Annotated in this window: 26 protein-coding genes; 15 read left to right on the forward strand and 11 right to left on the reverse strand. The window is 50.7% G+C overall.

The features are described 5' to 3' along the window. Positions 1 to 29: 29 nt before the first annotated feature. Both BS640_RS00295 and BS640_RS00300 read right to left on the reverse strand, forming a co-directional pair. Complete coding sequence (locus BS640_RS00295) at positions 30 to 1,136, reverse strand: suppressor of fused domain protein (protein ID WP_017491555.1); 1,107 nt, start codon at positions 1,134 to 1,136, stop codon at positions 30 to 32. A gap of 137 nt (positions 1,137 to 1,273) precedes the next feature. Next, a complete protein-coding gene (locus BS640_RS00300) occupies positions 1,274 to 2,170 on the reverse strand; it encodes a LysR family transcriptional regulator (protein ID WP_026110487.1) in 897 nt (298 codons plus the stop codon). Positions 2,171 to 2,313: 143 nt separating this feature from the next. Between BS640_RS00300 and BS640_RS00305 the strand changes: the two genes are divergently transcribed. The 3 genes from BS640_RS00305 to abgT all read left to right on the forward strand — a co-directional run bounded on the left by BS640_RS00305 (position 2,314) and on the right by abgT (position 6,783). Further along, a complete protein-coding gene (locus BS640_RS00305) occupies positions 2,314 to 3,663 on the forward strand; it encodes a M20 family metallo-hydrolase (RefSeq protein ID WP_017491553.1) in 1,350 nt (449 codons plus the stop codon). A gap of 2 nt (positions 3,664 to 3,665) precedes the next feature. Continuing rightward, the gene (locus tag BS640_RS00310) at positions 3,666 to 5,120 is read left to right on the forward strand and encodes a M20 family metallopeptidase (RefSeq protein WP_084911538.1); all 1,455 of its coding nucleotides are present in this window, start codon (positions 3,666 to 3,668) and stop codon (positions 5,118 to 5,120) included. A 133-nt stretch (positions 5,121 to 5,253) separates the two neighbouring features. Then, positions 5,254 to 6,783, forward strand: a complete 1,530-nt coding sequence (abgT, locus tag BS640_RS00315; protein ID WP_017491551.1) for a p-aminobenzoyl-glutamate transporter — start codon at positions 5,254 to 5,256, stop codon at positions 6,781 to 6,783. Between the two features lie 19 nt (positions 6,784 to 6,802). Here abgT and BS640_RS00320 read toward each other — a convergent pair whose 3' ends face one another. Both BS640_RS00320 and BS640_RS00325 read right to left on the reverse strand, forming a co-directional pair. After that, the gene (locus BS640_RS00320) at positions 6,803 to 7,684 is read right to left on the reverse strand and encodes an oxygenase MpaB family protein (RefSeq protein WP_084911540.1); all 882 of its coding nucleotides are present in this window, start codon (positions 7,682 to 7,684) and stop codon (positions 6,803 to 6,805) included. An 85-nt stretch (positions 7,685 to 7,769) separates the two neighbouring features. Continuing rightward, positions 7,770 to 8,429 (reverse strand): TetR/AcrR family transcriptional regulator, encoded by a 660-nt coding sequence (locus tag BS640_RS00325; protein WP_017491549.1) that lies wholly within the window; start codon positions 8,427 to 8,429, stop codon positions 7,770 to 7,772. A gap of 175 nt (positions 8,430 to 8,604) precedes the next feature. Between BS640_RS00325 and BS640_RS00330 the strand changes: the two genes are divergently transcribed. The 10 genes from BS640_RS00330 to bhsA (BS640_RS00380) all read left to right on the forward strand — a co-directional run bounded on the left by BS640_RS00330 (position 8,605) and on the right by bhsA (BS640_RS00380) (position 14,373). Next, a complete protein-coding gene (locus BS640_RS00330; protein ID WP_017491548.1) occupies positions 8,605 to 8,865 on the forward strand; it encodes a hypothetical protein in 261 nt (86 codons plus the stop codon). Between the two features lie 489 nt (positions 8,866 to 9,354). Further along, the gene (bhsA, locus tag BS640_RS00335) at positions 9,355 to 9,612 is read left to right on the forward strand and encodes a multiple stress resistance protein BhsA (RefSeq protein ID WP_017491547.1); all 258 of its coding nucleotides are present in this window, start codon (positions 9,355 to 9,357) and stop codon (positions 9,610 to 9,612) included. 1,126 nt (positions 9,613 to 10,738) lie between these two features. After that, on the forward strand, positions 10,739 to 11,008 hold the full coding sequence (bhsA, locus tag BS640_RS00345; RefSeq protein ID WP_017491545.1) for a multiple stress resistance protein BhsA: 270 nt from the start codon (positions 10,739 to 10,741) through the stop codon (positions 11,006 to 11,008). A gap of 290 nt (positions 11,009 to 11,298) precedes the next feature. Further along, positions 11,299 to 11,559: a multiple stress resistance protein BhsA gene (gene bhsA, locus BS640_RS00350; RefSeq protein ID WP_017491544.1), complete on the forward strand. Its 261-nt coding sequence runs from the start codon at positions 11,299 to 11,301 to the stop codon at positions 11,557 to 11,559. Between the two features lie 169 nt (positions 11,560 to 11,728). Then, positions 11,729 to 11,989 (forward strand): multiple stress resistance protein BhsA, encoded by a 261-nt coding sequence (bhsA, locus tag BS640_RS00355; protein ID WP_017491543.1) that lies wholly within the window; start codon positions 11,729 to 11,731, stop codon positions 11,987 to 11,989. A 269-nt stretch (positions 11,990 to 12,258) separates the two neighbouring features. After that, positions 12,259 to 12,519: a multiple stress resistance protein BhsA gene (gene bhsA / locus BS640_RS00360; RefSeq protein ID WP_017491542.1), complete on the forward strand. Its 261-nt coding sequence runs from the start codon at positions 12,259 to 12,261 to the stop codon at positions 12,517 to 12,519. 227 nt (positions 12,520 to 12,746) lie between these two features. Next, positions 12,747 to 13,010, forward strand: a complete 264-nt coding sequence (gene bhsA, locus BS640_RS00365; RefSeq protein WP_084911544.1) for a multiple stress resistance protein BhsA — start codon at positions 12,747 to 12,749, stop codon at positions 13,008 to 13,010. A gap of 263 nt (positions 13,011 to 13,273) precedes the next feature. After that, positions 13,274 to 13,534 (forward strand): multiple stress resistance protein BhsA, encoded by a 261-nt coding sequence (bhsA, locus tag BS640_RS00370; RefSeq protein WP_017491540.1) that lies wholly within the window; start codon positions 13,274 to 13,276, stop codon positions 13,532 to 13,534. 150 nt (positions 13,535 to 13,684) lie between these two features. Further along, on the forward strand, positions 13,685 to 13,945 hold the full coding sequence (bhsA, locus tag BS640_RS00375; protein ID WP_017493638.1) for a multiple stress resistance protein BhsA: 261 nt from the start codon (positions 13,685 to 13,687) through the stop codon (positions 13,943 to 13,945). A 167-nt stretch (positions 13,946 to 14,112) separates the two neighbouring features. Continuing rightward, a complete protein-coding gene (gene bhsA / locus BS640_RS00380; protein ID WP_084911546.1) occupies positions 14,113 to 14,373 on the forward strand; it encodes a multiple stress resistance protein BhsA in 261 nt (86 codons plus the stop codon). A gap of 56 nt (positions 14,374 to 14,429) precedes the next feature. On the opposite strand, the gene ddlA is transcribed toward bhsA (BS640_RS00380), so the two are convergent. Both ddlA and BS640_RS00390 read right to left on the reverse strand, forming a co-directional pair. Beyond that, positions 14,430 to 15,527 (reverse strand): D-alanine--D-alanine ligase, encoded by a 1,098-nt coding sequence (gene ddlA / locus BS640_RS00385; protein ID WP_017493640.1) that lies wholly within the window; start codon positions 15,525 to 15,527, stop codon positions 14,430 to 14,432. Between the two features lie 43 nt (positions 15,528 to 15,570). Then, positions 15,571 to 15,912, reverse strand: coding sequence for a DHCW motif cupin fold protein (locus BS640_RS00390; protein ID WP_017493641.1), 342 nt, complete (start codon positions 15,910 to 15,912; stop codon positions 15,571 to 15,573). 269 nt (positions 15,913 to 16,181) lie between these two features. Between BS640_RS00390 and BS640_RS00395 the strand changes: the two genes are divergently transcribed. Next, entirely contained in the window at positions 16,182 to 17,561 is a 1,380-nt protein-coding gene (locus BS640_RS00395; protein ID WP_084911548.1) for an NAD-dependent succinate-semialdehyde dehydrogenase, read from the forward strand. Between the two features lie 38 nt (positions 17,562 to 17,599). Here the strand turns inward: BS640_RS00395 and phnE (BS640_RS00400) are convergent, their stop codons facing one another. From phnE (BS640_RS00400) to phnC, 4 genes are all read right to left on the reverse strand, one after another. Further along, positions 17,600 to 18,523: a phosphonate ABC transporter, permease protein PhnE gene (gene phnE / locus BS640_RS00400; RefSeq protein WP_084911550.1), complete on the reverse strand. Its 924-nt coding sequence runs from the start codon at positions 18,521 to 18,523 to the stop codon at positions 17,600 to 17,602. Then, complete coding sequence (gene phnE, locus BS640_RS00405; protein ID WP_026110765.1) at positions 18,523 to 19,386, reverse strand: phosphonate ABC transporter, permease protein PhnE; 864 nt, start codon at positions 19,384 to 19,386, stop codon at positions 18,523 to 18,525. The genes phnE (BS640_RS00400) and phnE (BS640_RS00405) overlap by 1 nt, the downstream gene beginning before the upstream one ends. Before the next feature lie 99 nt (positions 19,387 to 19,485). Next, on the reverse strand, positions 19,486 to 20,418 hold the full coding sequence (gene phnD / locus BS640_RS00410) for a phosphonate ABC transporter substrate-binding protein (protein ID WP_017493645.1): 933 nt from the start codon (positions 20,416 to 20,418) through the stop codon (positions 19,486 to 19,488). A gap of 129 nt (positions 20,419 to 20,547) precedes the next feature. Then, positions 20,548 to 21,384: a phosphonate ABC transporter ATP-binding protein gene (gene phnC, locus BS640_RS00415; RefSeq protein WP_026110766.1), complete on the reverse strand. Its 837-nt coding sequence runs from the start codon at positions 21,382 to 21,384 to the stop codon at positions 20,548 to 20,550. Positions 21,385 to 21,582: 198 nt separating this feature from the next. On the opposite strand from phnC, the gene dld reads away from it, so the two are divergent. After that, positions 21,583 to 23,301, forward strand: a complete 1,719-nt coding sequence (gene dld, locus BS640_RS00420) for a D-lactate dehydrogenase (protein WP_084911552.1) — start codon at positions 21,583 to 21,585, stop codon at positions 23,299 to 23,301. A 108-nt stretch (positions 23,302 to 23,409) separates the two neighbouring features. Here dld and BS640_RS00425 read toward each other — a convergent pair whose 3' ends face one another. Further along, complete coding sequence (locus tag BS640_RS00425) at positions 23,410 to 24,000, reverse strand: Yip1 family protein (protein ID WP_017493648.1); 591 nt, start codon at positions 23,998 to 24,000, stop codon at positions 23,410 to 23,412. Between the last annotated feature and the right edge of the window lie 56 nt (positions 24,001 to 24,056).

A 24,056-nucleotide genomic window follows, 5' to 3' on the forward strand; every position in this document is an offset into this window, starting at 1 on the left:
CGTGGATTAAAAATGGAGGAGCGGATGTATCAAACTACCGGTGCGCGCGGCGCAAAGACCGGCTGTACGCCCGCCTCGGTCAGCATCGCAACCAACGCGTGCCCACCGTTCGGGCGGCTCTGCGCGAACTCGAGTTCGGTCGCCACTATCGGGCTTATCCAAAACAGGTTAACCGGATCGCCGTAGCTGCGCGGCATCTCAAGTTTTCCGAGCGGTGCGCCTAACTCCGCCGACACCACGTGACCTTCATAGCCTAACGGCGCAACCGGCGAAAGCAGCGTGTGCCCCTCCCCCAACCAACTCAGCGTCGTCCAGGGCAGTTGGGCATACTCTGACATCGCACTCGCCATCTGCACCGCATTGGCCTCATCGACGTACTCTTTGCCGACCGCAAACGCCAGTTCGATACGACGATGATGCTCAGCCTCATCGTTAAAAATCAGCTCAATCTGCGGCATCGGGCGGATACTCATGCCCAGGGTGAAGAAGTAGAAATTCTCGTCATCTTCATGCTGTGAAATCGCCATCGGCGGCCACGTGCCCTGATCGATAGCGTAATATTTTACCGCCGGGCCGAAGCGTTGTTCATAGCAGGCGATGAAATTACGCTGGTGTTTAGGCCAGGGATTGTGCTCGTTATGCTGCCAGTCGCGCCAGAATTGCCGGGTTTTGTCCGCCAGCGCGTATTGGGTATTGGTCGAGGCAGAGCCCAGGGGGAAGGTTAAGGAGTTCTGCTGAATGCACCCGGCGGAATAGCTGACCGAGTGGTCGATATACAGGCTCCAACCGGGGATAACCGCCAAGAGAAGTCCGTGATACCAGAGCGCCGCGCCGTCGTCGCTTTCATTCCACAGGATTTGAATCCCTTCGGGATCCAGCGGTGCCTCGGCCTCAAGGCTGCGACAATATTGCGCCGCCAACATCGGTGGCAAGCCTTCAGCCATCGCCTGCGCGTCGTCCTGTGCTGGTGCCGGAGACAGGTTTCTCACCCAGCAGCCGCGCATTCGCGGAAAGCGATCGCGTAAGTCTTCACGCGCATAGATGTAAAGATAAGCGACCCTGTCGTCCTGTTCGACCATGGCGATGAGGGTCTGTTTATCGTTGCTGACCTGAGCGAGTATTTCTGACTGGCGCATGCTACCTCAATAGGATTAGTCGCTTCTTATTCTATGAGATAAAGTGTAGAACGTCTTCAGCATCAGGTTAACGGGCAAAAATCCCAAAACTCGGCTTGAACGCCTTGAATAGGGTGATTTTTGCGCCATTTTTCTCATTATCGGCAGTAAAGCCGGAAAAGCTGTGCTAAGTGCGCGGCCATCGGCGACAGCGTTGAGTCTTTACGTTGGATGAGATGAAAGGTTGCCTTGGGCAGAGGCAGATCAAGATCCAGCGCGACCAGGCTCTGGCCAAGCAGGGGGTCGTTGATGATATCGACCGACAGCACGCTCAGAAAATCTGTCTTCGCCAACAGGCTGGTGCAGGACATAAAGGTCTCACACACCACGCTGATTATTGGCTCGGCTTCCATTTCGCTGAACATCTCGCTCAATAGCTTGTAATAGCTGCCGCGCGGCGTCGGCATGGTCCAGTCACAGTGCAGAAGCTCTTTTATACTGCGAGCCTTCTCCATAGGATGTCCGCGCCGACACACCACCCGATACTCCTTATCCATAAGTTTTTCATATAACAGTTCGTTATCATAGGCGCTTTGATAATAAGTGTTGATGGTGAAGTCCAACTCTCCCTGCCGCAGCTCCGGGATCATCGACACCAACTGCCCTTCGGCAATCCTGACCTTTACCTCGGGAAACTCGCGATGAAAACGGTCTATGACAATCGGCATAATGGTGCGCGCAATGCTGGCCCCGACGCCGAGGTTGACCTGCCCGCTGTGCGTACCAAGGCGCTGGGCAATATCCTCCTGCGCGACGCGTAATTCCTCAAGAATCAGGCTGGCCCGCTTGAAAAAAATCTCCCCGCATTCGGTTAGTGTGACGCCCTGACGTCGACGAATAAACAGCTGTGCGCCGAGGCTGTCCTCAAGCTCCTTGATTGACTTGGTCAATGCCGGTTGAGAAAGACTCAAAAAGCGGCTGGCGGCGCGAATACTTCCCTGACGGCTCACAGCCACAAAAGCGCGCAGTTGATGCATTTTTATTTGTGATGACATGACCGCGACTGATAACCCCTGATTATCACCATTAAGATTTTGGCATCTTATACGCCATGGTCGCTTTGTGTACATTGAAATCAAAGTGTCACATCTCATCTTCGAAAAATATCGGTCTTACCGCGACTAAAAGAGAGCTAATCATGGTTACAGAGGCATCCGAATTGAGCGCACCATCTTCCCTACAGGCGCTGTCAAAACGCGTCGATACACTTTTTACCGATCTCCAGACCCGCCGCCGCGATTTGCATAAATATGCCGAATCCGGCTGGCTCGAGTTTCGTACCTCCACGATTGTTGCCGAGCGTCTGAGCGAACTCGGCTACAGCCTGCAACTGGGGCGTGAGGTGATCGATGCCGATTCGCGTATGGGCCTTCCGTCTGCCGAAGTCCTGCAACAGCAGGAGCAGCGCGCATTGGAACAAGGCGCAATTGCACGCTGGATGCCTCATTTCTCCGGCGGATTCACAGGAATTGTGGCAACGCTTGAGACCGGCAGACCGGGTCCGGTTATCGGCTATCGCGTGGACATGGACGCGCTGGACCTCAATGAGCTTCAGAACGATGACCATCGTCCTTATCGTGAGGGTTTTTCCTCGCTGAATGGCGGCATGATGCACGCCTGTGGCCACGATGGGCATACTACGATTGGGCTCGGGCTGGCACAGCTGCTGATGGAACTGCGCGATCGGCTGTGTGGCACCATTAAGCTTATCTTCCAGCCTGCCGAAGAAGGCACGCGAGGCGCAAAATCCATGGTGGCAGCAGGCGTCGTCGATGACGTCGATTTCTTTACCGCCGTGCATATCGGCACCGGTGTGCCGGCCAATCATATCGTCTGCGGCAATGATACCTTTATGGCTACCACCAAACTCGACGTCGTCTTTACCGGCGTCGCTGCGCATGCGGGCGGCAACCCTGAGCAAGGGCGTAACGCTCTGCTGGCGGCGGCACAGGCAACTCTCGGCCTGCACGCCCTGCCGCGTCACAGCGCGGGCAGCTCGCGGATTAATGTCGGCGTACTCCAGGCCGGCACCGGTCGTAACGTGGTGCCTTCGAGCGCGATGATGAAGGTCGAAACCCGTGGGGCGACTAACGAGGTGAACGAGTTTATTTATCAGCAGGCGCTGAAGGTGATTTCCGGTGCCGCCGAGATGTATCAGGTGCAGTTCGAAACCCGCCTGATGGGAGCGGCTCAGAGCAGCACGCCGACCGAGCCATGGGTGAAGTACATCCATCGTCAGGCCGAGCAGTTGGGTCTGTTTGAAGAGATTATCGACCGTCAGGAAGGCGCTGCCGGTTCAGAAGACGCCACCTACATGATGGAGCGCGTCAAATCACTGGGCGGTCAGGCTTCTTACGTCATCTTTGGCACCGATCTTAGTGCTGGACATCACAATGAGAAATTCGATTTCGATGAGAAGGTCATGACTCAGGGAATCAAGACGCTGGCTGCGCTGGCGCTGAATATCAACTCATTCAAGGAGCATTGATTATGCTTGCCAATCAAGAAATTATCAGCTTTGTTGACGATTTTATCGATACCCAACGCGACGTATTATCGGCTATCAGCGATGAAATCTGGGACCATCCTGAAACGCGTTTCGAGGAGTCTATCTCCTCAAGACTGCTTGCCGACAAACTTGAGGAATCAGGCTTTCAGGTCGAGCGCGGCGTCGGCGGCATGGACACCGCGTTTATTGCCAGCTTCGGCGAGGGAAAGCCGGTTATCGCTCTGCTCGGTGAGTTTGACGCGTTGGCGGGACTGAGCCAAAAGGCGGGCTGCGACAGCGAGCAGCCGCTGGTAGAGAACGGTAACGGCCACGGCTGCGGTCACAACCTGCTGGGCACTGCGGCGCTGGGTGGTACACTGGCGGTGAAGGCGTGGATGGAGAAAGAAGGCCTGAAAGGCACGGTACGATTTTACGGCTGTCCGGGCGAGGAAGGTGGCTCAGGCAAAACCTTTATGGCCCGCGAAGGCCTGTTTGACGGCGTGGACGCCGCGCTAACCTGGCACCCCGAAACCTTCAGCGGCATGTTCAGCAACCCGACGCTGGCCAATATTCAGGCCGCGTTCCACTTCAAGGGTGCCGCCGCACACGCCGCCGCCGCCCCGCATCTTGGCCGCAGCGCGCTCGACGCCCTGACGCTGATGAACACCGGTGCCAACTTCCTGCGTGAGCACATTATTCAGGAAGCACGCGTGCATTACGCGGTGACCAATGCGGGCGGTATCTCGCCGAACGTGGTACAGGCCGACGCCGAAGTGCTGTATCTGGTGCGGGCACCGCAGCTCGATCAGGCGCAGGCCATTTTTGACCGCGTAGTCGATATCGCCAAGGGCGCGGCACTGATGACCGGCACCCGCATGACGATGCGCTTCGACAAGGCCTGCTCCAACTATGCCCCCAACCATAAGCTGGAAGAAGTGATGTATCGCTACGTTCAGGCCTTCGGCACGCCGCAATACAGTCAGGAAGAGCAGGCGTTCGCCCGTTCAATCCACGCCACACTCAGCGAACAGGACATCGATAACAGCTTGAATACGATGGCGAAAACCGGCGGCATCGCAGGCAAAGCCTTCGCCGAGACACTGCGCCATTCACCGCTAACCTCCGCCGTCGCACCCTACTGTGCCAATGAAAATATCCTTTACGGCTCCACCGACGTCGGCGACGTAAGCTGGATAGTCCCTACCGCGCAGTGCTTTAGCCCCTGCTTCGTGGTCGGTTCACCGCTGCATACCTGGCAGATTGTGTCACAGGGCAGAACCTCTCTTGCCCATAAAGGCATGTGTCTCGCGGCGAAAGTCATGGCCTCCACGGCCGTCGCGTTGTTCTCCGACTCGGCGCTGCTGGATGCCTGCCAGGAGGAACATCGTGCGGTGCGTGCGCGACGTCCCTATCACTGTCCGATCCCGGAAGGCATTAAGCCTTCACCTTTGAAGTAAAAAACGCTACAAAGATCGACTGCCCTGCTTCGACCTTTCCTCATCGTCGGGGCCGGGCATAAAAAAATAATAAAACCGCACGGCACGACCGGCGGAAATTAACGTGATCACTTTTTTCGACGAGGGGTTTTTAATGAGTATTGAAGCACAGGAACAACAACATAGCCCGGGCGGCTTCTTCCGTTGGGTCGAGCGCGTAGGGAACAAAATTCCTAATCCATTCCTTCTGTTTGTCTATCTGATTGTTGTGTTAATGCTGAGCAGCGCGGTGATTTCCTGGCTAAACATCACCGCAGTTAATCCAACCAACGGTGAGATTATCCACGTTAAAAACCTGCTCAGCGTTGAAGGGTTACAGTGGATCTTGCCTAACGTGGTCAAAAACTTCAGCGGCTTTACGCCACTGGGGTCGATTCTGGCCTTGGTGCTGGGGGCAGGACTCGCCGAACGCGTAGGGCTATTGCAAAGCCTGATGTACAAGATGGCGGCGGGAGTCAGCGCAAAGTACGCGAGCTATCTGGTTATTTTCATTGCTTTTTTCAGCCATATCTCTTCCGATGCCGCACTGGTGGTAATGCCCCCTCTGGGAGCGCTCATCTTCCTCGCCGTGGGACGTCATCCGGTTGCCGGACTGCTGGCGGCCATCGCCGGCGTCGGGTGCGGCTTTACCGCTAACCTGCTGATCGTGACGACTGACGTGCTGTTGTCAGGTTTGAGTTCTGAGGCAGCGAAGGTTATCAACCCAGCGGTGCAGGTCAGCGTGGTTGATAACTGGTACTTTATGGCCGCATCGGTGATTGTATTGACGCTGGTCGGCGGTATTCTGACCGACCGATTTGTCGAACCGCGCCTGCCGGCCTACGACGGCGATCGCAGCGAGGAAATGAAAAAGCTCACCGCCCTGCAGAATCGCGGGTTACGGGCCAGCGGTATCGCCGCACTGGTGTTTATCGCGTTGGTGGCCATGCTGGTAGTGCCGGAGTCGGCTCCGCTGCGTAATCCCCACACCCACGGGATAGTGCCTTCGCCGTTTATTCAGGGCATTGTGCCGCTGATTATCCTATTCTTTTTTGTCGTCTCGATCCCTTACGGCCTGGTCACGAAACAGATCCGCTCGCAGAGTGATATCCCTAATCTACTGATCGATCCAATGAAAGGCATGGCCGGTTTCATCGTGATGGTTTTCCCACTGTCCCAGTTTGTGGCGTTCTTTAACTGGAGCAATATGGGGAAATTTATGGCTATCGGCTTGACCGATGTGCTGGAGAAGCTTGGGATGACGGGTATTCCGGCGTTTGTGGGGCTTATCTTCCTGTCGGCGCTGCTGTGCATGTTTATCGCCAGCGGTTCGGCGATTTGGTCGATTCTCGCACCGATCTTTATCCCGATGTTTATGCTGATCGGGTTCCATCCCGCGTTTGCACAGATTGTATTTCGTATCGCTGACTCCTCGGTGCTGCCGCTGGCACCGATGTCGCCTTTCCTGCCGCTGTTTCTCGGGTTTCTACAGCGTTACAACAAGGACGCTAAGCTCGGCACTTACTATTCGCTGGTGCTGCCGTATCCGGTGGTGTTTTTCCTGGTCTGGCTGCTGATGCTGGTCGTCTGGTATCTGTTGGGCCTGCCGATTGGTCCGGGCGTGTATCCGCACATGCCGTCGTAATCGTCTGAACGCCGCGGCGCTAGGGCAATCGTCCGACGCGCCGCATCGCTCTTGTCCAGGAACCGTTTCTCACCGCCCAGCGCAGCACGCTGGCGATGCGACGCATTGAAAAGTCGATGCCTTTGCGGATCAACGGCGAAAACCTGATCCCCAGCTCGTCCTGCGCCCACTGCGGCAACAGTTCAATGCCCGACCAAATCATCAGCTTACCCACGGGAACCGCGGCTCGGCTGGGTGCGGGCGCGTTTTTTAGCAGCCTTACCACTTCAAGCGTGCGCTCATCACAGCGTAAAGAGGGCCGCATGCGCTCGAGATAATCGTCGATTTCTTTCACGCTGGTGGGCACATTGACGCCCCCCAACCCCTCGACCACACGCGCGACTTCACGGTAATACTGGTCCTGCTCGGCGAGGCTGAGATTGGGATTACGATAGCGAAGATAGGACTGGAGAAAGCTGTAGGACTCGGCAACGTGCACCCACACCAATAAATCGGGATCGCTGGCGGCATAAGGGTTGCCGTGCGCATCGACGCCGGTCACGCCAAGATGAATGGATTTTACGCGTTCGATAAGACGCTGAGCGTCTGCAAGAGAGGCAAAAGTGGTGCCAGAAACGAATTGACTGGTGCGTCTGAGACGCCCCAGCATGTCCTGGCGAAAGTTCGAATGATCCCACACGCCCGCCAGAGCAAGAGGATGAAGCATTTGCAGCAGCAGTGCACTCACGCCGCCGCACAACATGGTCGAGAAATCGCCGTGAACTTGCCACACTACGGTGTCGGGTCCAAATAACCCGGCATCACCACGAGGCTGTTCGAAATCGATTCCTCCCAGCGCCAGGCCGGAAATGCTTAACACCTGGCGCTCTATCTTCTTACGTAAACTTTCACCAACTGGCATGACACATTGTTCTCAATATTTTCTACAATAAGGCGTGCCTAAGGCATACAGGGATGAAAGTTTCTTCGCTACTTCAAACCATGGCTTAGTGGGCAATCGCGCTCGACATCGGAACGGTGCGCAGTTGCGGCCATACGTACATAAACAGGTCAATAATAGCGCCCAACTGTTCATTGCTGGCACCGTCTCGCGACTGCACCGACATTCCCTGAACGGTGGTCGCCACGTATTTCGCCAAAAGAGAACTGTCGGAATCATTCGGGAACTCGCCGCTCAGTTTTTTCTTCTCAAAAAACTCGAACAAGGTGCGCTCCTGAGACAGGTGGCGTGAACGTAGCATGTCAGAAATTTCCTGAGAAGCTGCAGACATGCCCGACGCTGCGTTAATGATAAAGCAGCCGCTCGGCGTGTCGCAGTCGGTAAACATCTCGGCCGTGGTACGCAAATACTGCTCTACTGCCTGTTCTACCGACAAATCATCTCTGCTTAGCAGACATAAACTCTTTTCGTAAAAGGTTGCCAGATAATGTTCAACCGATGCACGGAACAACCCTTCTTTGTTGCCAAATTCAGCATATAAAGTAGGCGCTTTCGCACCCGTTGCTTCAACTAAGTCAGCCAAAGACGTGGCTTCATAGCCATGACGCCAGAACAGGTTTAACGCTTTACTCAGAGCAGTTCCGCGATCGAACTGTTTTGGGCGACCGCGACTTTTCCGGACTAATGCCGTCTGTTCAGTGCTCATACACCCTCCTTTCATCACTCTTGTGATTATGGTTGTCGAAATAAATTAACGATCATTATTAAAAATAGTTGCGCAGAAGTCCAGTAGAGATTAATATTTAATTATCGAGCGATAAGTAAATCACTCCCTACAGAAAACTACTCAGCTATAAGACAGTAACCCAGGACCTAACATCATGAGAAACATCAAATTGATTCTTGCAGTAATGGCATTGGCCGTTGTGCCGGTTGCTAACGTTGCCGCACAGCAGACAATCATGATGCCAGTACAAACTCAGCAGGTCGCGATGGTTAACGTGACTGGCGACAGTAATGTCGTACAGCCTCCGCATGGCACTCTGAACAGGAAACCAGCACAACCTGGTATCTCGAGTTCACCGACCATACCGCCGGCTCCTGTTGCGTCACATAACTCACCTTCCGCCATCTACTACTAAGATGTCCCTATCGAAGCCTGAGTACCCATAAAGAAGGCAGAGCATTTTATGCTGCCTTCTTTTTTAACACCCTCATCCTCGTACCTCAAGAATTTATTAGCGGCTATTAAAATAAACTTTTTGGATGCCAAATCCGAATGATTATATTGAATAACCATTGCAAGATAATGAAAAAAGCAATGAGATTGAATAAGTTATAAGCAGAAATACAGAGTACGACAGACGACCCGGCTCATTTAATGCAGATATTTCACAACCCTTATCACCTTAGGTAATCCGCAGGCGACTTCAGGCACCCAACTGATTTATGCGCAGAAATTTCTTTCCTATTCTGTGAGTTACCCCCTCACAGCACATTTAGTTAACGATCATTAATAAAAAAGATTGCCAAGGTGGCCCCTGAAGATTAACATTTAATTATCGAACGTTAACTAATAGCGTTCCGCCGAAGAAAAGAACGCATGTTCATCACCTATGGGATTAGACACCATGAAAAACTTAACCATGATTTTTGCAGCACTGGCCTTGGCTACCGGTTCATTTTCAACTTTAGCCGCGACAGAAGTCACTCAGGCTCCAGCGGGTTCACAGAAAATAGGTGTAGTATCAGCTACCTCCAGTAGCGATCTCTCAAGCCTGGAGCGTAATCTGAACGCTAAAGCTGAAGAAGCTGGCGCAAGCTCTTTCCGCATCATTTCAGCCTCAGGTGACAACCACCTGTACGGAACGGCTGAGCTGTATAAATAAGCCTGATAAAGATAATGACGAAAGGCGGCCGTGGCCGCCTTTTTTAACATCGGTAAAACCAAAGCAAGCAGAGGGTTATCGATAGCCTGCTCATTTCATAGGGTATAAAATTTGTCTTCTTCAAAGATATTTCGTTGCTGGATAGAGTCAGGTTAATATTTAAACCAATAAAGCTGTCCTTTACTGCTCTACGCCAATTAAATAAAATATTCTTTTATTTCACACCCTACATTGTTTTATAAAAACCATAGAGCAATTAAATCAACGCCAAAAGATAATAAATGATTTTTAATTTCACCACCGGCTCTACCAACCACAAAAACCAACCGTTTTATAAATTTAATCGATTAATTTAAATGGGGAATATAATAACAACAGAGGGACAATACTGATCTTCTTTGTGCGGGTGCTCAGGATCTTTCTGCTCTGGGCATGAAATAAAATTTATGCAGGGACAGAATGAGAAAAGCCCCGAACTGATATTACATCAACTCGAGGCGTCCCTTATGTCCAACAACGTAAAGGTAGCGCCTCATATGCAGGAATGCAAGGAAAAGGAGGTCTATGTGCGCTTCACATCTATAACGATTGTTCTGCTGGTCTTTTTCATCTGTGCGAGTCTTTTAGCGTTCACCTGGATGAAAGGAAATACACTTTGTGAAATTAAGGTGAAGAGCATTTGGATAGAGGTTGTTGCATCATTGGCCTACGAATCCGTGAGGTAAGCAATCCAACAGGCGGGAGCTCGCTCCCGTCCGTTGGAGGTTGTCAGACAAAGGTCCAAAGCACCCGTTTAAATTTATCAGCCAGCCTTCGGGCTGGCATTTTTATGTCAAAAATAGCTTTTAAATCAAAATGCAGCGAAAGGAGAAAAGTGACTTATATAAAGCCATTTAAAAACAATATATTAACAAGATATTTAAATCGGATATTTTCATCTTCACCCGTTAAATAACGCCAATTAAATTAATAATCGTTATTTAATTTGGTGGCAGGTCAGGCATACCACCACTACGCTTTATTTAATGAATATTAATAAAAGTGACCATGTGCCCTACCGAAGAGATTTCGTTGATGGACTCACAGTGGCCACGCTGACAATTGTGCCAATAACGAGGAAATCATCGTGAAAAACATCACCATAACTTTTTATCAAACTCTGGCTGCTGTTGCGCTCATTAGTGCTTCATTTGCCGCGGTGGCGGCGACCGAGGTGAGTTCAGCACCAGCAGGTCAGGTCAGCATGGGAGTGATAAACGTCTCGGGTGGGGATCACCTGAGTGCACTTAAACATAGAATGTCAAACGAGGCCGACGCGCAGGGCGCTACCTCCTATCGCGTAATTTTCGCCACCGGCGAAAATCATTTCTACGGCCGCGCCGAGCTGTATCGCTAATAAGCTTCACCGTCACGTCGGGAAATGCTTTCCCTCGCTTTGCGCTCGATCGAGGCAGCAAAAAGAGAACATCGATAAAACAGGATCAAGCATGACTAAACTAACGCCAAACATGGGCTTACTGGCGATCCGCACAATTAGTTAACGATTAATACAAAAATAAATTGCACAGATTCCGATCCGATCCTATCATTAAGTTATCGAACGTTAATTAATAACGACGAAGCAGAAATTAGTCGCTGGACTCGAGCAGTATCCCGTTCGGCTAACACGATAATGAGGAAGCAATCATGAAAAACCTGACTAAAGCATTTGCTGTTATCGCCCTGAGTACAGCTTCATTCGCCACCTTTGCAGCAACAGAAGTGAGCATGGCGCCAGCAGGCGAACAAAGTATTGGTATGGTGAGCGCATCAACTCACGGTAGCGATATCACGACTCTGCAGAACAAACTGGCTGCTAAAGCCGCCCAGGAAGGGGCAAGTTCTTATCGCATCGTTTCTGCCGGTGGTGAAAACCATATGTACGGTACTGCAGAACTCTACAAATAAGCATGAATCATTTTTAGCAGCAGAGTAAGAATAAAGAGGTATGGGTATTCGCATCTTGTCAGCAGAACTTTGCCGGAGAGATGTATCGGACAGTAAGACGCCTAATTTCACATCGAACGTCAATCATGACGTCACCGAAATTAAGCAAAACGATATAGAGGAAAATATTATGAAAAACCTGACTAAAGCATTTGCGGTTATCGCCCTGACTACCGCTTCATTTGCTACTTTCGCGGCAACAGAAGTCAGCATGGCGCCTCAAGGTGCACAGAGCATGGGTGAGGTTAGCGCTTCTACCAACAGCGGTGACTTAGGTACATTGCAAGGTAAACTGGCTGCTAAAGCCGCCCAGGAAGGGGCAAGCTCTTATCGCATCGTTTCTGCCGGTGGTGAGAACCATCTTTACGGTACGGCTGAAATTTATAAATAATGTTTAAAATATAACGTGTTATAAGTATGAAGAAGAGGCGACAGTTGTCGCCTTTTTCATTTTTATATCTCCCAAAATTCCCTCACTTCCCCTCTCCAAAAAAGACCCGCACAATAGGTTAACGATTGATAAAAAAACAAATTGCACAAGAATCGATCCGTCACTATCATTTAATTATCGAACGTTAATTAATATCGTAGACTCAAAAAAACAGGTTCCGACCCTCAAAAAATAGCGGGTTCGGTCTACAGGATAATGAGGAAGCCATCATGAAAACTCTGAACAAAGCATTTGCTGTTATCGCCCTGACTACCGCTTCATTCGCTACCTTTGCCGCCACTGAAGTGAGTTCAGCTCCGCAGGGAGCACAAAGCATCGGTGAGGTTAGCGCGTCCACTAACAGCGGTGATTTAAGTACGCTACAGGGGAAACTGGCCGCTAAAGCCGCCCAGGAAGGGGCAAGCTCTTATCGCATTGTGGCCGCCGGAGGTGAGAACCATCTTTACGGTACGGCTGAAATCTACAAATAAGCTTTTGTAGCAAGAGCGTGAAAAAGAGAAGAGGCGGCATTTGCCGCCTTTTTCGCGTTCAATTGTCAGCTAATGTCTTGTTTTCGCAAATTATCTTTAGCTAAATCTTTCAGAGATAAAGCCATTTGTATGAGAGTGCCGAAGTTTATGTGCAAGCTTTGAGATTTAAGTTTTCGATAAGAAAAAAGAGGTAAAAAGGCAGGGTGAAAGACTAAAGGAGAACTGAAATGAAAAATTTAACCAAAGTATTGGCTGTTATTGCCCTCAGTGCCGCCTCGTTCACCACCCTTGCTGCTGCTACTGCCGTTAGCTCACAGCCTAATGGCGAGCACAAGATAGGTGAAGTGAGTGCCTCAACCAACAGTGACGACCTCAGCGTACTTCAGCGTAATCTCGCCAGTGAGGCCTCTGAAGAAGGCGCACGTTCTTATCACATCACCTCTGCAGGAGGTGAGAACCATCTTTACGGCACCGCCGAGATCTATAAATAAATTCAGTTTAATCAATCAATTAATACAGGCACTTATCGGTGGCTACGGCCACCTTTTCCTTAATTAACGATTTCGCTGTGGACTGATCACCCCATTAAACGAACCGCACAATTAGTTAACGATTAATATAAAAATAGATTGCACAGAATCCGTTCAGTCTCTATCATTAACTTATCGAACGTTAATTAATAACGACGAACAAAAATCAATCGCTGAACTCGATAAGACAACGTTTCAGCTAACCAGATAATGAGGAAGCCATCATGAAAAACCTGACTAAAGCATTTGCCGTTATCGCACTGACTACCGCTTCATTTGCGACATTCGCTGCTACCGAAGTTAGCTCAGCTCCTGCAGGTGAACAAAGCATTGGTGTCGTTAGTGCATCAACCAACGGCGGTGATCTGAGTTCGCTGCAAGCCAAACTGGCTGCTAAAGCGGCCCAGGAAGGAGCGAGTTCATACCGTATCGTCGGGGCCGGTGGTGAAAATCACATGTACGGTACCGCTGAAATCTACAAATAAGTCTTACGGTAGTAGCACAATTAGTTAACGGTTATTAAATAAATAATTTGCATCGGACAGAGACAAGGCTTAATATTTAATTAACGAACGATAAACAATATCGTCAGCGAAAAATTAAGTCTAATGACAACGAGAATAGGAATTAAGACCATGAAAAACCTGACTAAAGCATTGGCAGTAATCGCACTGAGCACCGCATCATTCGCGACTTTCGCGGCTACCGAAGTGAGTATGGCTCCAGCGGGTGAACAGAGCATCGGTACCGTTAGCGCATCAACCAACGGCGGTGACCTGAGTACGCTGCAAGGCAAACTGGCTGCTAAAGCCGCTCAAGAAGGCGCAACCTCATATCGCATCGTTGCGGCTGGTGGTGAAAACCACATGTACGGTACTGCTGAAATCTACAAATAAGCCTTAGATTCAAATCGTCATAGAAGTATGGGTATCACACATTCGGTCGGCGCAGGTTAAAAGGTAGCCAATGTGTATCGGACAGTATTGAGGCTTGATTTCACAAGCGAACGACAATCAATGTCGTCATAGAAATTAAGCAAAACGACAATAAATAGGACAATAAAATGAAAAACCTGACTAAAGCATTTGCTGTTATCGCACTGAGTACGGCTTCATTCGCCACTTTTGCGGCGACCGAAGTCAGTTCAGCTCCAGCCGGTGAACAAAGCATCGGTGTGGTAAGTGCAAGCACTGGGGCCAGTGATTTGACCAGCCTGCAGGGTAAACTGGCGGCCAAGGCGGCTCAGGAAGGTGCGACTTCTTACCGCATCATTTCAGCCGGTGGTGACAATTACCTGTACGGAACCGCTGAACTGTATAAATAAGTCAGACAGCAGTCAGTAGAAGAGGCGGCGATTGCCGCCTTTTTCGTTTCTATAAATCAGTGCGCCGAACTTTTAAGCTGGCAGTCCTGCGAGTGTTGCTCGATAGCCAATTCTATTAGTTGGGTAATAAGTGAAGTGTAATCCAATCCGCTGGCCGCCCAGAGCTTGGGATACATGCTGATATTGGTGAAGCCAGGCAGCGTATTGATTTCATTAATCACCACCTCTCCCCCTTCCGTTAAGAACACGTCAACGCGCGCCATGCCCCGACATTCCAATGCCTGAAATGCCTGAATCGCTATCTCTCTAATCTGGTCATTAACTTCTGCAGCCAGGTCAGCCGGTACCGCAACCGATGCGCCCTGCTCGTTGATGTATTTCGTATCGTAGGAGTAGAACTCATCGTTGAGGATAACCTCACCGCAGGTGCTGGCTTTAGGGTAATCATTGCCCAACACCGCACACTCTATTTCACGCCCCTTGATTGCCGACTCGACCAATACCTTATGATCGAAGCTAAAGGCGCTGTCCAACGCTTGCTCGAAGGATGCGAGATCTTTGACCTTGCTGACCCCAACGGAGGATCCCTGATTGGCGGGTTTGATAAACAACGGCAGGCCAAGCTGCTGAACGATACTGTCGAAACTGTGCTGGCTGCGAGTGCGGCGAGTCAGGGTAATAAACGGCGCTACGTTGAGCCCGGCATCCCGCAACAGACGCTTGGTAACATCTTTATCCATGCACACCGCTGAACCGAGCACGCCGGAACCGACGTAGGGAATGTTTGCCATCCGCAGCAGTCCCTGTAACGAACCGTCTTCTCCCAGCGTGCCATGGACAATCGGAAAAATAACGTCAAGCTGCGACAGTGCGTGGGCATTCTGGGTGTCAATAAGCTGATTTTTTTCAAGACCGGGTACCAGCGCGACCTGCTGATTCGAGCGATTCAACGCAATTAACGACGGGTTTTCGGCGTTAATCAGATAGTTACTGGTATCATTGATGTGCCATTCGCCCTGCTTATCGATCCCCAGCAGAGTCACCTCGAAACGTTGCTTGTCCATCGCATCCACGATATTGCGTGCAGACTGCAGCGAGACTTCATGCTCCGACGATTTGCCTCCAAAGATGATACCCACGCGTAATTTACTCACTCTAGACTCCTTCAAAACTGCTCTTAATCAACATTAACCGCGCTTAGTCTACGATAAACAACTTTGCTCCAGAGGGCGTGGAGGACTGATGCGCTTCTGCATTATCCGCCACCTGGTAACTCATACCGGGTTTGAGGATGAACGACCGGCCATCTTCAAGCGTGGTATGCAACTCACCTTCGAGACAAAATAAAACGTGCCCTTTCTTACACCAGTGATCGGCCAGGTATCCCGCCGAATATTCAACAATCCTGACGCGGATTGGCTGTGCGTCATCCCCAAAGTGCTGAGTTCGCCAAAGCGCCATGCCGATTTCACCCTGATGCTCGGTAGGTTCAATTTGGCTCCAGTCGGTGGTACAAAAAGGAATAGAGGATAAATTCATTTTAGTCTCATACAATTGGGGGAATTCCAGAATAGAAGTGAATCGTCCGTCAATCAATCGGCTGATGCAAAGATTCTAAATTTGAGCCAAACCTTCAGGAAAAGGACAACTCCTAAAAGCCCCCGAACCGCAGCCAAACACCAAAAAGACTCTCTCATTCGACTATGCTTGACAGTCAGCCGCAGCAAAAGCTGAATTTCGCACCTCAATTCATGTTCAGGGGATCAACAGTGATTTCCCCCTCTGAACGGCAAAACAAGGAGCAATTCATGCCTTATCAAACCATCAACCCGTTCAACAATAAGCTCATCAAAGAATATCAAACGCATAACGATCGGCACGTCGAACAGGCTCTGGAAACGGCACATCAACTGTATAAATCCGACTGGGCACAGGGCGATATCAAGCAACGCCTCAACGTACTGCACAAGCTGTCGGATATTATCTCGTCACGCGTAGAAGAGTTGGCGAAAGGCATCAGTATCGAAATGGGCAAACTGATTGAGCAGAGCCGTGCAGAGGTTCAGCTCACCGCCGATATCGCAAAATATTATGCCGAAAATGCGGAAGAATTTCTTAAACCGGTGTCCTATAAGTCAAACCTGGGTGAGGCCTGGGTCGAGCACAGCCCTATCGGGGTTATCATGGCCGTGGAGCCGTGGAACTTCCCGTTCTACCAGCTTATCCGCGTTCTAGCGCCCAATCTGGCATCCGGTAACAGCGTGCTGGTCAAGCACGCCAGCATCGTGCCGCACAGTGCAGAAACGTTTGAGAAACTGATTACCGAAGCGGGTGCGCCAAAAGGGGCATATACCAACCTGTTTATTTCACAAGATCAGGTATCGGCCATCATTGATGACGACCGCGTTCAAGGCGTTGCCCTGACCGGCTCTGAAAAAGCCGGGGCGGTGGTGGCATCACGTGCGGCCGGTAAACTGAAAAAATCAACGCTTGAGCTGGGCGGTAACGATATTTTTGCCGTTCTTGAAGACGCTGATATCGACCACGCAGCCAAGGTGGGCGCTCAGGCGCGCGTTGCCAATGCCGGCCAGGTCTGTACTGCCGCCAAACGCTTTATCATTCACGAGAAGGTCGCCGATGAATTCCTGAAAAAATTCACTCAGCACTTTAAAGAGCTGAAAATAGGTGACCCACTCGACGAGAAAACCACTCTCGGTCCGCTCTCTTCTGCTGATGCAGTTAACACGCTGACTAAACAGGTGAAAGAAGCCGTTAAACATGGGGCGAAAGTGCTCGTTGGGGGTGAACCGGTAAGCAACAATCCGGGTAACTTCTTTGAGGCCACTGTCCTCACCGGGATCACGCGCGACAATCCGGCCTACTTTGAAGAGTTCTTTGGCCCGGTGGCGCAGGTCTACGTGGTGAAAAATGACGAGGAGCTGGTGAAACTGGCCAATGATTCGCATTACGGTCTTGGCGGTGCGCTGTTTACCCGCGATCTCACTCGTGCTCGTAAGCTGGCCTCGAAAATCGAGACCGGGATGATTTACGTGAATTCACTCACCAATACTGCGCCGGAACTGCCTTTCGGTGGCGTGAAACGTTCAGGCTTTGGCCGAGAACTTTCAGACTTGGGTATCAAAGAATTTGTGAATCAGAAACTGGTCGTTCTGGCCGAAAAATCCTGACGGTCATCCAGCCGCCCTCCCCTTCGGGAGGGCGTTTTTCATTCCGAACGGTACAGCTCAATCTTCGGACGTTTATTTTGTTCCGGTTTATACAAATCAATTTCATCACCGATGATATATTTTGCGCGTAACATCGACGAAATTTTGTCCATTGCCATCACGATCACCACCAGAATCATCGTAATGAACATCACCACGTCCCAGTTCCACAGCCGCATATTTTCGGCGTAGACCAGACCCACCCCACCCGCACCGACAAATCCCAACACTGCTGCAGAGCGGGTGTTTGATTCAATCTGATAAAGCGAGAGGGCCAAAAAGGTCGGGAACGACTGGGTGAAAATGCCAAAACGGTGGGTTTGCAGCGGATTAGCCCCCAACGCGCGCAGTCCACGGCTCGGTGAACGCTCTACGGCTTCATGCCCCTCCGCATAGAGTTTCCCCAACAGACCCAAATCTTGCATGATGATGGCCAGCGCGCCGGCCAGCGGTCCCATCCCCACGGCACGGACGAAAATCAGCCCCCAGATGGCCATGTCCAGTCCGCGCAAGACGTCCATAATGCGGCGCACAACCAGTGAAATTGGGCGCAGGAAAGGCGTGGACATCACATTGCGCGCCGCCAAAAATGACAGCGGTAGGGCTAGAATAGTGGCGGTTACGGTTCCGGCAAACACAATCGCCAAGGTAATCGCTATCTGCGTAAAGTAATACATCAGCGGCCACTGTGAGAAATTCTGCCAGACGAACATGCGCAAAAAGTATTTCCCTATCTCACCGCAGCCGTGCGTGAACTGGCCCACGGAGATACCGTAGAAATGGAAGAACACCAGGTAATAAAGCACGATAGCCGCAACTGAAATGGCCAACACGCGTAAGGTCCGGCGCTGCGCCGTAAAAAGATGGCGATGTTGCTGACGAATGCTCGCAACTTCAGTGGCGCTCAAAGAATCGGTAAGCATCAGAATGTGCCCTCTACAACGCGTTTACGGAGTTTGCCCGAGGCATAGTCCATCACGGAAACCACAAAAATAATCAGCAACAGCGTCATGCTGACCTGGTCATAGCGGTCTAGTTTGATTGATGTCATCAGCTCCTGCCCTATCCCGCCCGCGCCTACCAGACCAAGAATGGTCGACTGGCGGAAGTTAATTTCAAGGCGCATAAAGCTGTACGAGAGAAAAATGGGCTGTACCTGCGGCCACAGAGCAAAACGCATCCTTTGCAGGCGTCCTGCGCCACACGCCTTTAAGCCGCGCACCGGCTTGTCCGAGGCAGTCTCTATTGATTCATAAAACAGTTTGGTCAGGCTACCGACGGTATGCAGCGTCAGGGCGATAAAACCGGGGATAGCGCCGATGCCAAACGCCATTACACACATCACCGCCCACGCCAATTCGGGCATGGTACGCAGGAATGCCACGAAGGTACGCACGCTAAATTTTAGCCATTTCGGCGAATCGGTATTATTGGCCGCAATAAAGGCCAGCACGACAGCGAGCACGGTTGACAAAATGGTCGACGAAAAGGCCAGCTGAATAGTTTCCCAAATCAATGGAAGCTGAATGTTTAAACGATAACCCCAATAGGCCAGAGAACCTTTGGTATGTCCGTCGGCAAACAGATCGTGCCAATGTAAAGTGGGCACCGTTTGACCAATATAGTCAAAAAAGTGTGGCGCATTGACGAATATCGTTTTTAAATTAAGCTCGGAAATACTCCCCGCCCATAAATAAAGGACTAACATCAAGCCAGACCAAATTAACGCCTCTCTTTTTTGCTTGCTGCGTATTTGCTGGTAATAATGATGAAATTCAGTATTCAAAATAAGGCTTCCACAGTTGATGGCGGAGATAATAATCTGCACTGCCTGATAAAAATAACGCGCCAATAATATGGCGCGTGGTTGTCGAGAGTCTGAGGTTTAACGACCGCCTTCAGTCAATGCCTTTTTCATATCGATGATTTGCTGATAATCGGCCAGCGTTGCCGGACCAATATGCTGCTTACCGCCGACGGCTTTAATAAAGCAGGCGTGATCATCTTTATCCAGCTTATTAATTGCCGCCACAACTTTTGCCTTGAAATCAGCAGGCAGCGAATTGCTCACCAGAATTGGGCCATTAGGGATCAACGGCGACTCCCAGATGATACGGATCTGTTTCATCAGGTCCGGGTGGTCCATACGCATCATGCGACCAAATGCGCCTGAGGTATAGCCGGTTGACGGGTCGCCAATCATCGATGACCAAGCAACAGCACCAGCAAACTGGCCGTTCAGCACGCCAAGAATATCCTGTTCATGACCGCCAGAGAAGGTCGTACTCGAGAAGAAATGGTTGTAGCTGTTGTCGGTAGTCCCGCCAAACATCTTCTTGAAGGCTGCGTTAGGGATAAGATAGCCCGAGGTGGAATCAGGGTCCGCAAAACCAAATGCGGTGCCTTTCAGGTCTTCTAGCTTTTTATATTTACTGTCGGCTTTAACCAGAACAACCGAGTGATAACCGCGTGACTGATCGGTGTCATCAACCAGAATACCTTCGATGCTGACGGCTTTCGGATTATTAAGATAGACCGACGCGAAGGAAGAAGGCGACATGCTTAATACCATATCAACTTTCCCGCCCAACAGCCCCTGAATAACGCCAGAATAGTCAGAAGAGTTACGTAATTTTGTATCTACATTCAGTTCTTTATCAAAGAACTGTTTTACACACATGTTATCGCCAATTTGCTGTGTGGCGTTCTGACCGCCGAGAATGCCCAGATTTAACTCTTTTGGTGCATCTGCGGCCATGCTATTCATTGCTGCCATGGTCCCTGCAACGAATACCGCCAGACGTAATAGCTTCTTCATGTAATAATAACCCTTGTGTAGATTGATTAAATTAGAATGAAATAGATAAATGTGAAAGCAAATACGTTATGCCATCCGTGGCATGACAAATAGAATGACGGCCAACTATTAATTGTTAACAGTTAATCATTAACCGTTTACCGCTTCACTCTCTTCGCCATACAGTTGGTGCAAAATCGAATCGGTTAAATAGTCTGGATGTCCATCGTAAATAATCTCACCGTGGGCAATACCAATAACTCGGGTACAGAAATCTTTAACCAGTTCAACCGAGTGCAGGTTAACCATGACGGCGATGTTATCTTCGCTGACTTTTTTCAGCGCATTCATAATACGTAAGGTGTTTTTAGGATCTAGCGAGGCGACAGGTTCATCAGCCAGCAGAATTTTAGGGTTCTGCATCAAGGCACGACAAATTGCTACCCGTTGCATCTGACCACCGGACAGGTTTTCGGCGCGCTGTAGCGCATGGGGCAATAGGTGTAGCCAGTCGAGCAGAGAGATCGCTCGCGCACGATCTTCATCATCAAACTGGTTGAAGAAAGACCTGAAGGTTGAGGTCTGGCTCAGGCGTCCCAATAGCACATTGGTCAAGACGTCTAGACGAGGTACCAGACAGAAATCCTGAAAAATCATGCCACAGCCCGCTCGCCAGCGGCGTAATGCCTTGCCGGTCAGGCCCGCCAGCTCCTGTTTTTCACCACCGTCATAGTGGCAAACCACGCTGCCTTCACTCAGTGGAATAGTGCCATTGAGCACGTGCAGCAGCGTGGATTTTCCCGCGCCTGAGCGGCCAATCACGGCAACAAATTCACCGGCGTGGAGTTCAAAATTAATATCATTAAGCACACGACTGCCTGATTTATAAGATTTAACCAGGCCTTTAACGTCTAACACTTTATTCTGATGCTGTGGCTCGGCCTGAGGATATTCAGCCTGTGCCAGCTTAAGTTGAGCTTGCGCCATCATGCTGTCTCCGGTTACGTGCAGATTCTGACGTCCATTAAGCGCGACAACTATGACAGATTGATGATGTTTTAATGGACGAAAGATGACCTTCTTCCATTGATAAAACGTATCTTAAATACCTTAAATGGCAATTAAGCCTATGATTAGAGGCAAGCTAACGGCAAAAATGTGCCGAAACAACGACAGGGAGGCAGAATGACTCTTCAGCATCCGTCCACACCAGAGAGCAACGCCGCATTGATTGAGCGGCTCAAAAATATCGTCGGAGGTCGTCACGTATTGACCTCCGAAAGCCAGACCGAACGATACCGCAAAGGCTTTCGTTCCGGAGGCGGCAAGGCGCTGGCGGTTGTTTTTCCGCAGACCTTGCTCCAGCAGTGGCAGCTGCTACAGGCCTGCGTCGAGGCCGACAAAATCGTTATCATGCAGGCCGCGAATACCGGTTTGACCGAGGGCTCAACGCCGAGCGGCGAAGATTACGATCGCGATATCATTATCTTCAGCACCTTGAAGCTCAACGGCATTCAGCTGCTTGATGACGGTAAGCAGGTGATCGGTTTTCCCGGCAGCACGCTGTATGAGCTTGAGAAACGCCTTAAACCGCTGGGACGTGAGCCCCATTCGGTGATTGGCTCTTCCTGTATTGGCGCGTCGGTCATTGGCGGCGTGTGCAACAACTCGGGCGGATCGCTGGTGAAACGCGGCCCGGCCTATACGGAGCTGGCGCTGTATGCACAGAGAGATGAGCAGGGAAAGCTAATCCTTATCAACCATTTGGGCATTGACCTCGGCGCGACGCCGGAAGAGATCCTCACCCGTCTTGAGCAGGGGAACTATACCCCCGCCGATATTCATTACGGTGATCTACTGGCCTCCGATCACGACTATGCCGAGCGAGTGCGCGACGTCGATGCCGACACGCCTTCACGCTTCAACGCCGACAGCCGCCGCCTTTATGGAGCTTCAGGCTGCGCCGGTAAGTTAGCCATTTTTGCCGTGAGGCTCGACACCTTCGAGGCCGAAACTCAACAACAGGTGTTTTATATCGGCACGGACAGCACCGCCGTGCTTACCGATTTACGCCGCAGCATACTCGGTGAGTTCAACAATCTGCCGGTCGCCGGTGAGTATATGCATCGCGATATTTTTGATATTACCGAGGTCTACGGCAAAGATACCTTTTTGATGATCGACAAACTCGGCACCGACAAAATGCCTGAGATATTTACCGCCAAAGGTAAGTTCGACGCCAAAATCAGTAAGGTGCCCTTTCTGCCCAAACATTTCAGTGACCGCGTTATGCAGTGCCTGAGCCGCGCCCTTCCCAACCATCTTCCGCCACGGATGAAGAAATACCGCGATCGGTACGAACATCATCTGCTGTTGAAAATGTCCGGGGATGGCGTGGCGGAAGCGCAAAACTTCCTGACCCATTTCTTTGCCGACAGAGACGGCGACTTTTTTGTCTGCTCGGCGGATGAAGGTAAAAAGGCTTTTCTGCATCGTTTTGCGGCCGCCGGTGCTGCGGTGCGCTATCACGCCGTGCATGAAAAAGAAGTGGAAGATATTTTGGCGCTGGATATCGCCTTGCGACGCAACGATCGCGACTGGTTTGAAGTGCTCCCGCCCGACATTGACCAGCAGTTAGTGGCAAAACTGTATTACGGCCACTTTATGTGCCACGTTTTCCATCAGGATTACATCGTCAAAAAAGGCGTCGATAGCAAAGCGCTTAAACATCGGATGCTGGAGATTCTGGATGCCAAAGGTGCCGAGTATCCGGCAGAGCACAACGTTGGCCATCTGTATTTCGCCAAACCGCACCTGCAGGAGTTCTATCGTCAGGCCGACCCGACCAACAGCTTTAACCCCGGCATTGGCAAAACCAGCAAACTGAAAAACTGGCAGGCATAAAAAAATAAATCCCCGCAAGATAGCTATCCGGCGGGGATTTAGGGTACTGCGTATAAGGCATCTATTACTGCTGTTACTGCATTTGAAACTGGAATAACCTGGCCTCAATCAAAATATTTTAGAACCATATCCCCACATGATCACCGTCAGTGCCAGTAAAAGTTCTAGCACCAGCACGCCCATCGCCAGCGTGGAGCTGGAAAACAGGAAACCTTCCCGATGGTCGATTTCGAGAAAATTAGGGATCCCCAGATACAGCAGATAACCGCTGTAGCACAGGCCTATCAGGCCGACGAACAGACACAGCCACACCAGTGGATACAGCGCGACTATCCCACTTAGGAACATCGGCGTTGCCACATAGCCAGCAAACACGATACAGCTGTTTAGACTGGGTCGACTTTCGTACCGGCGCGCCATCCAATAGATGATCCGGCCCATCAGCGCGACGGCACAAAGGATTAATACGTAGAAAGCGGCTGCGATAGAAGCTGCCGTAAGCAGGGTGATTTGCATGTTCTGCCCATCACCAAAATTCCAACCTATCTGTGTAGTACCGATAAAGGAACACACGACAGGAATGGCCGCCATTAGCAGGACATGATGAGAATAGACGTGAGAAACAGTTTCATGTTCACGTTGAATGCGTTGCAATTCAGGACCTGGATGTGACAGCAGTCCCCAGACATGATTTACCATGATACACCCCCTTGCTCGCTGGCAGTCGCCCACAGCGGCCAAAAGTCATTCCTTTC

The organism is Rouxiella badensis, from assembly GCF_002093665.1.
In the GTDB taxonomy this organism is placed as follows: Bacteria; Pseudomonadota; Gammaproteobacteria; order Enterobacterales; family Enterobacteriaceae; genus Rouxiella; species Rouxiella badensis.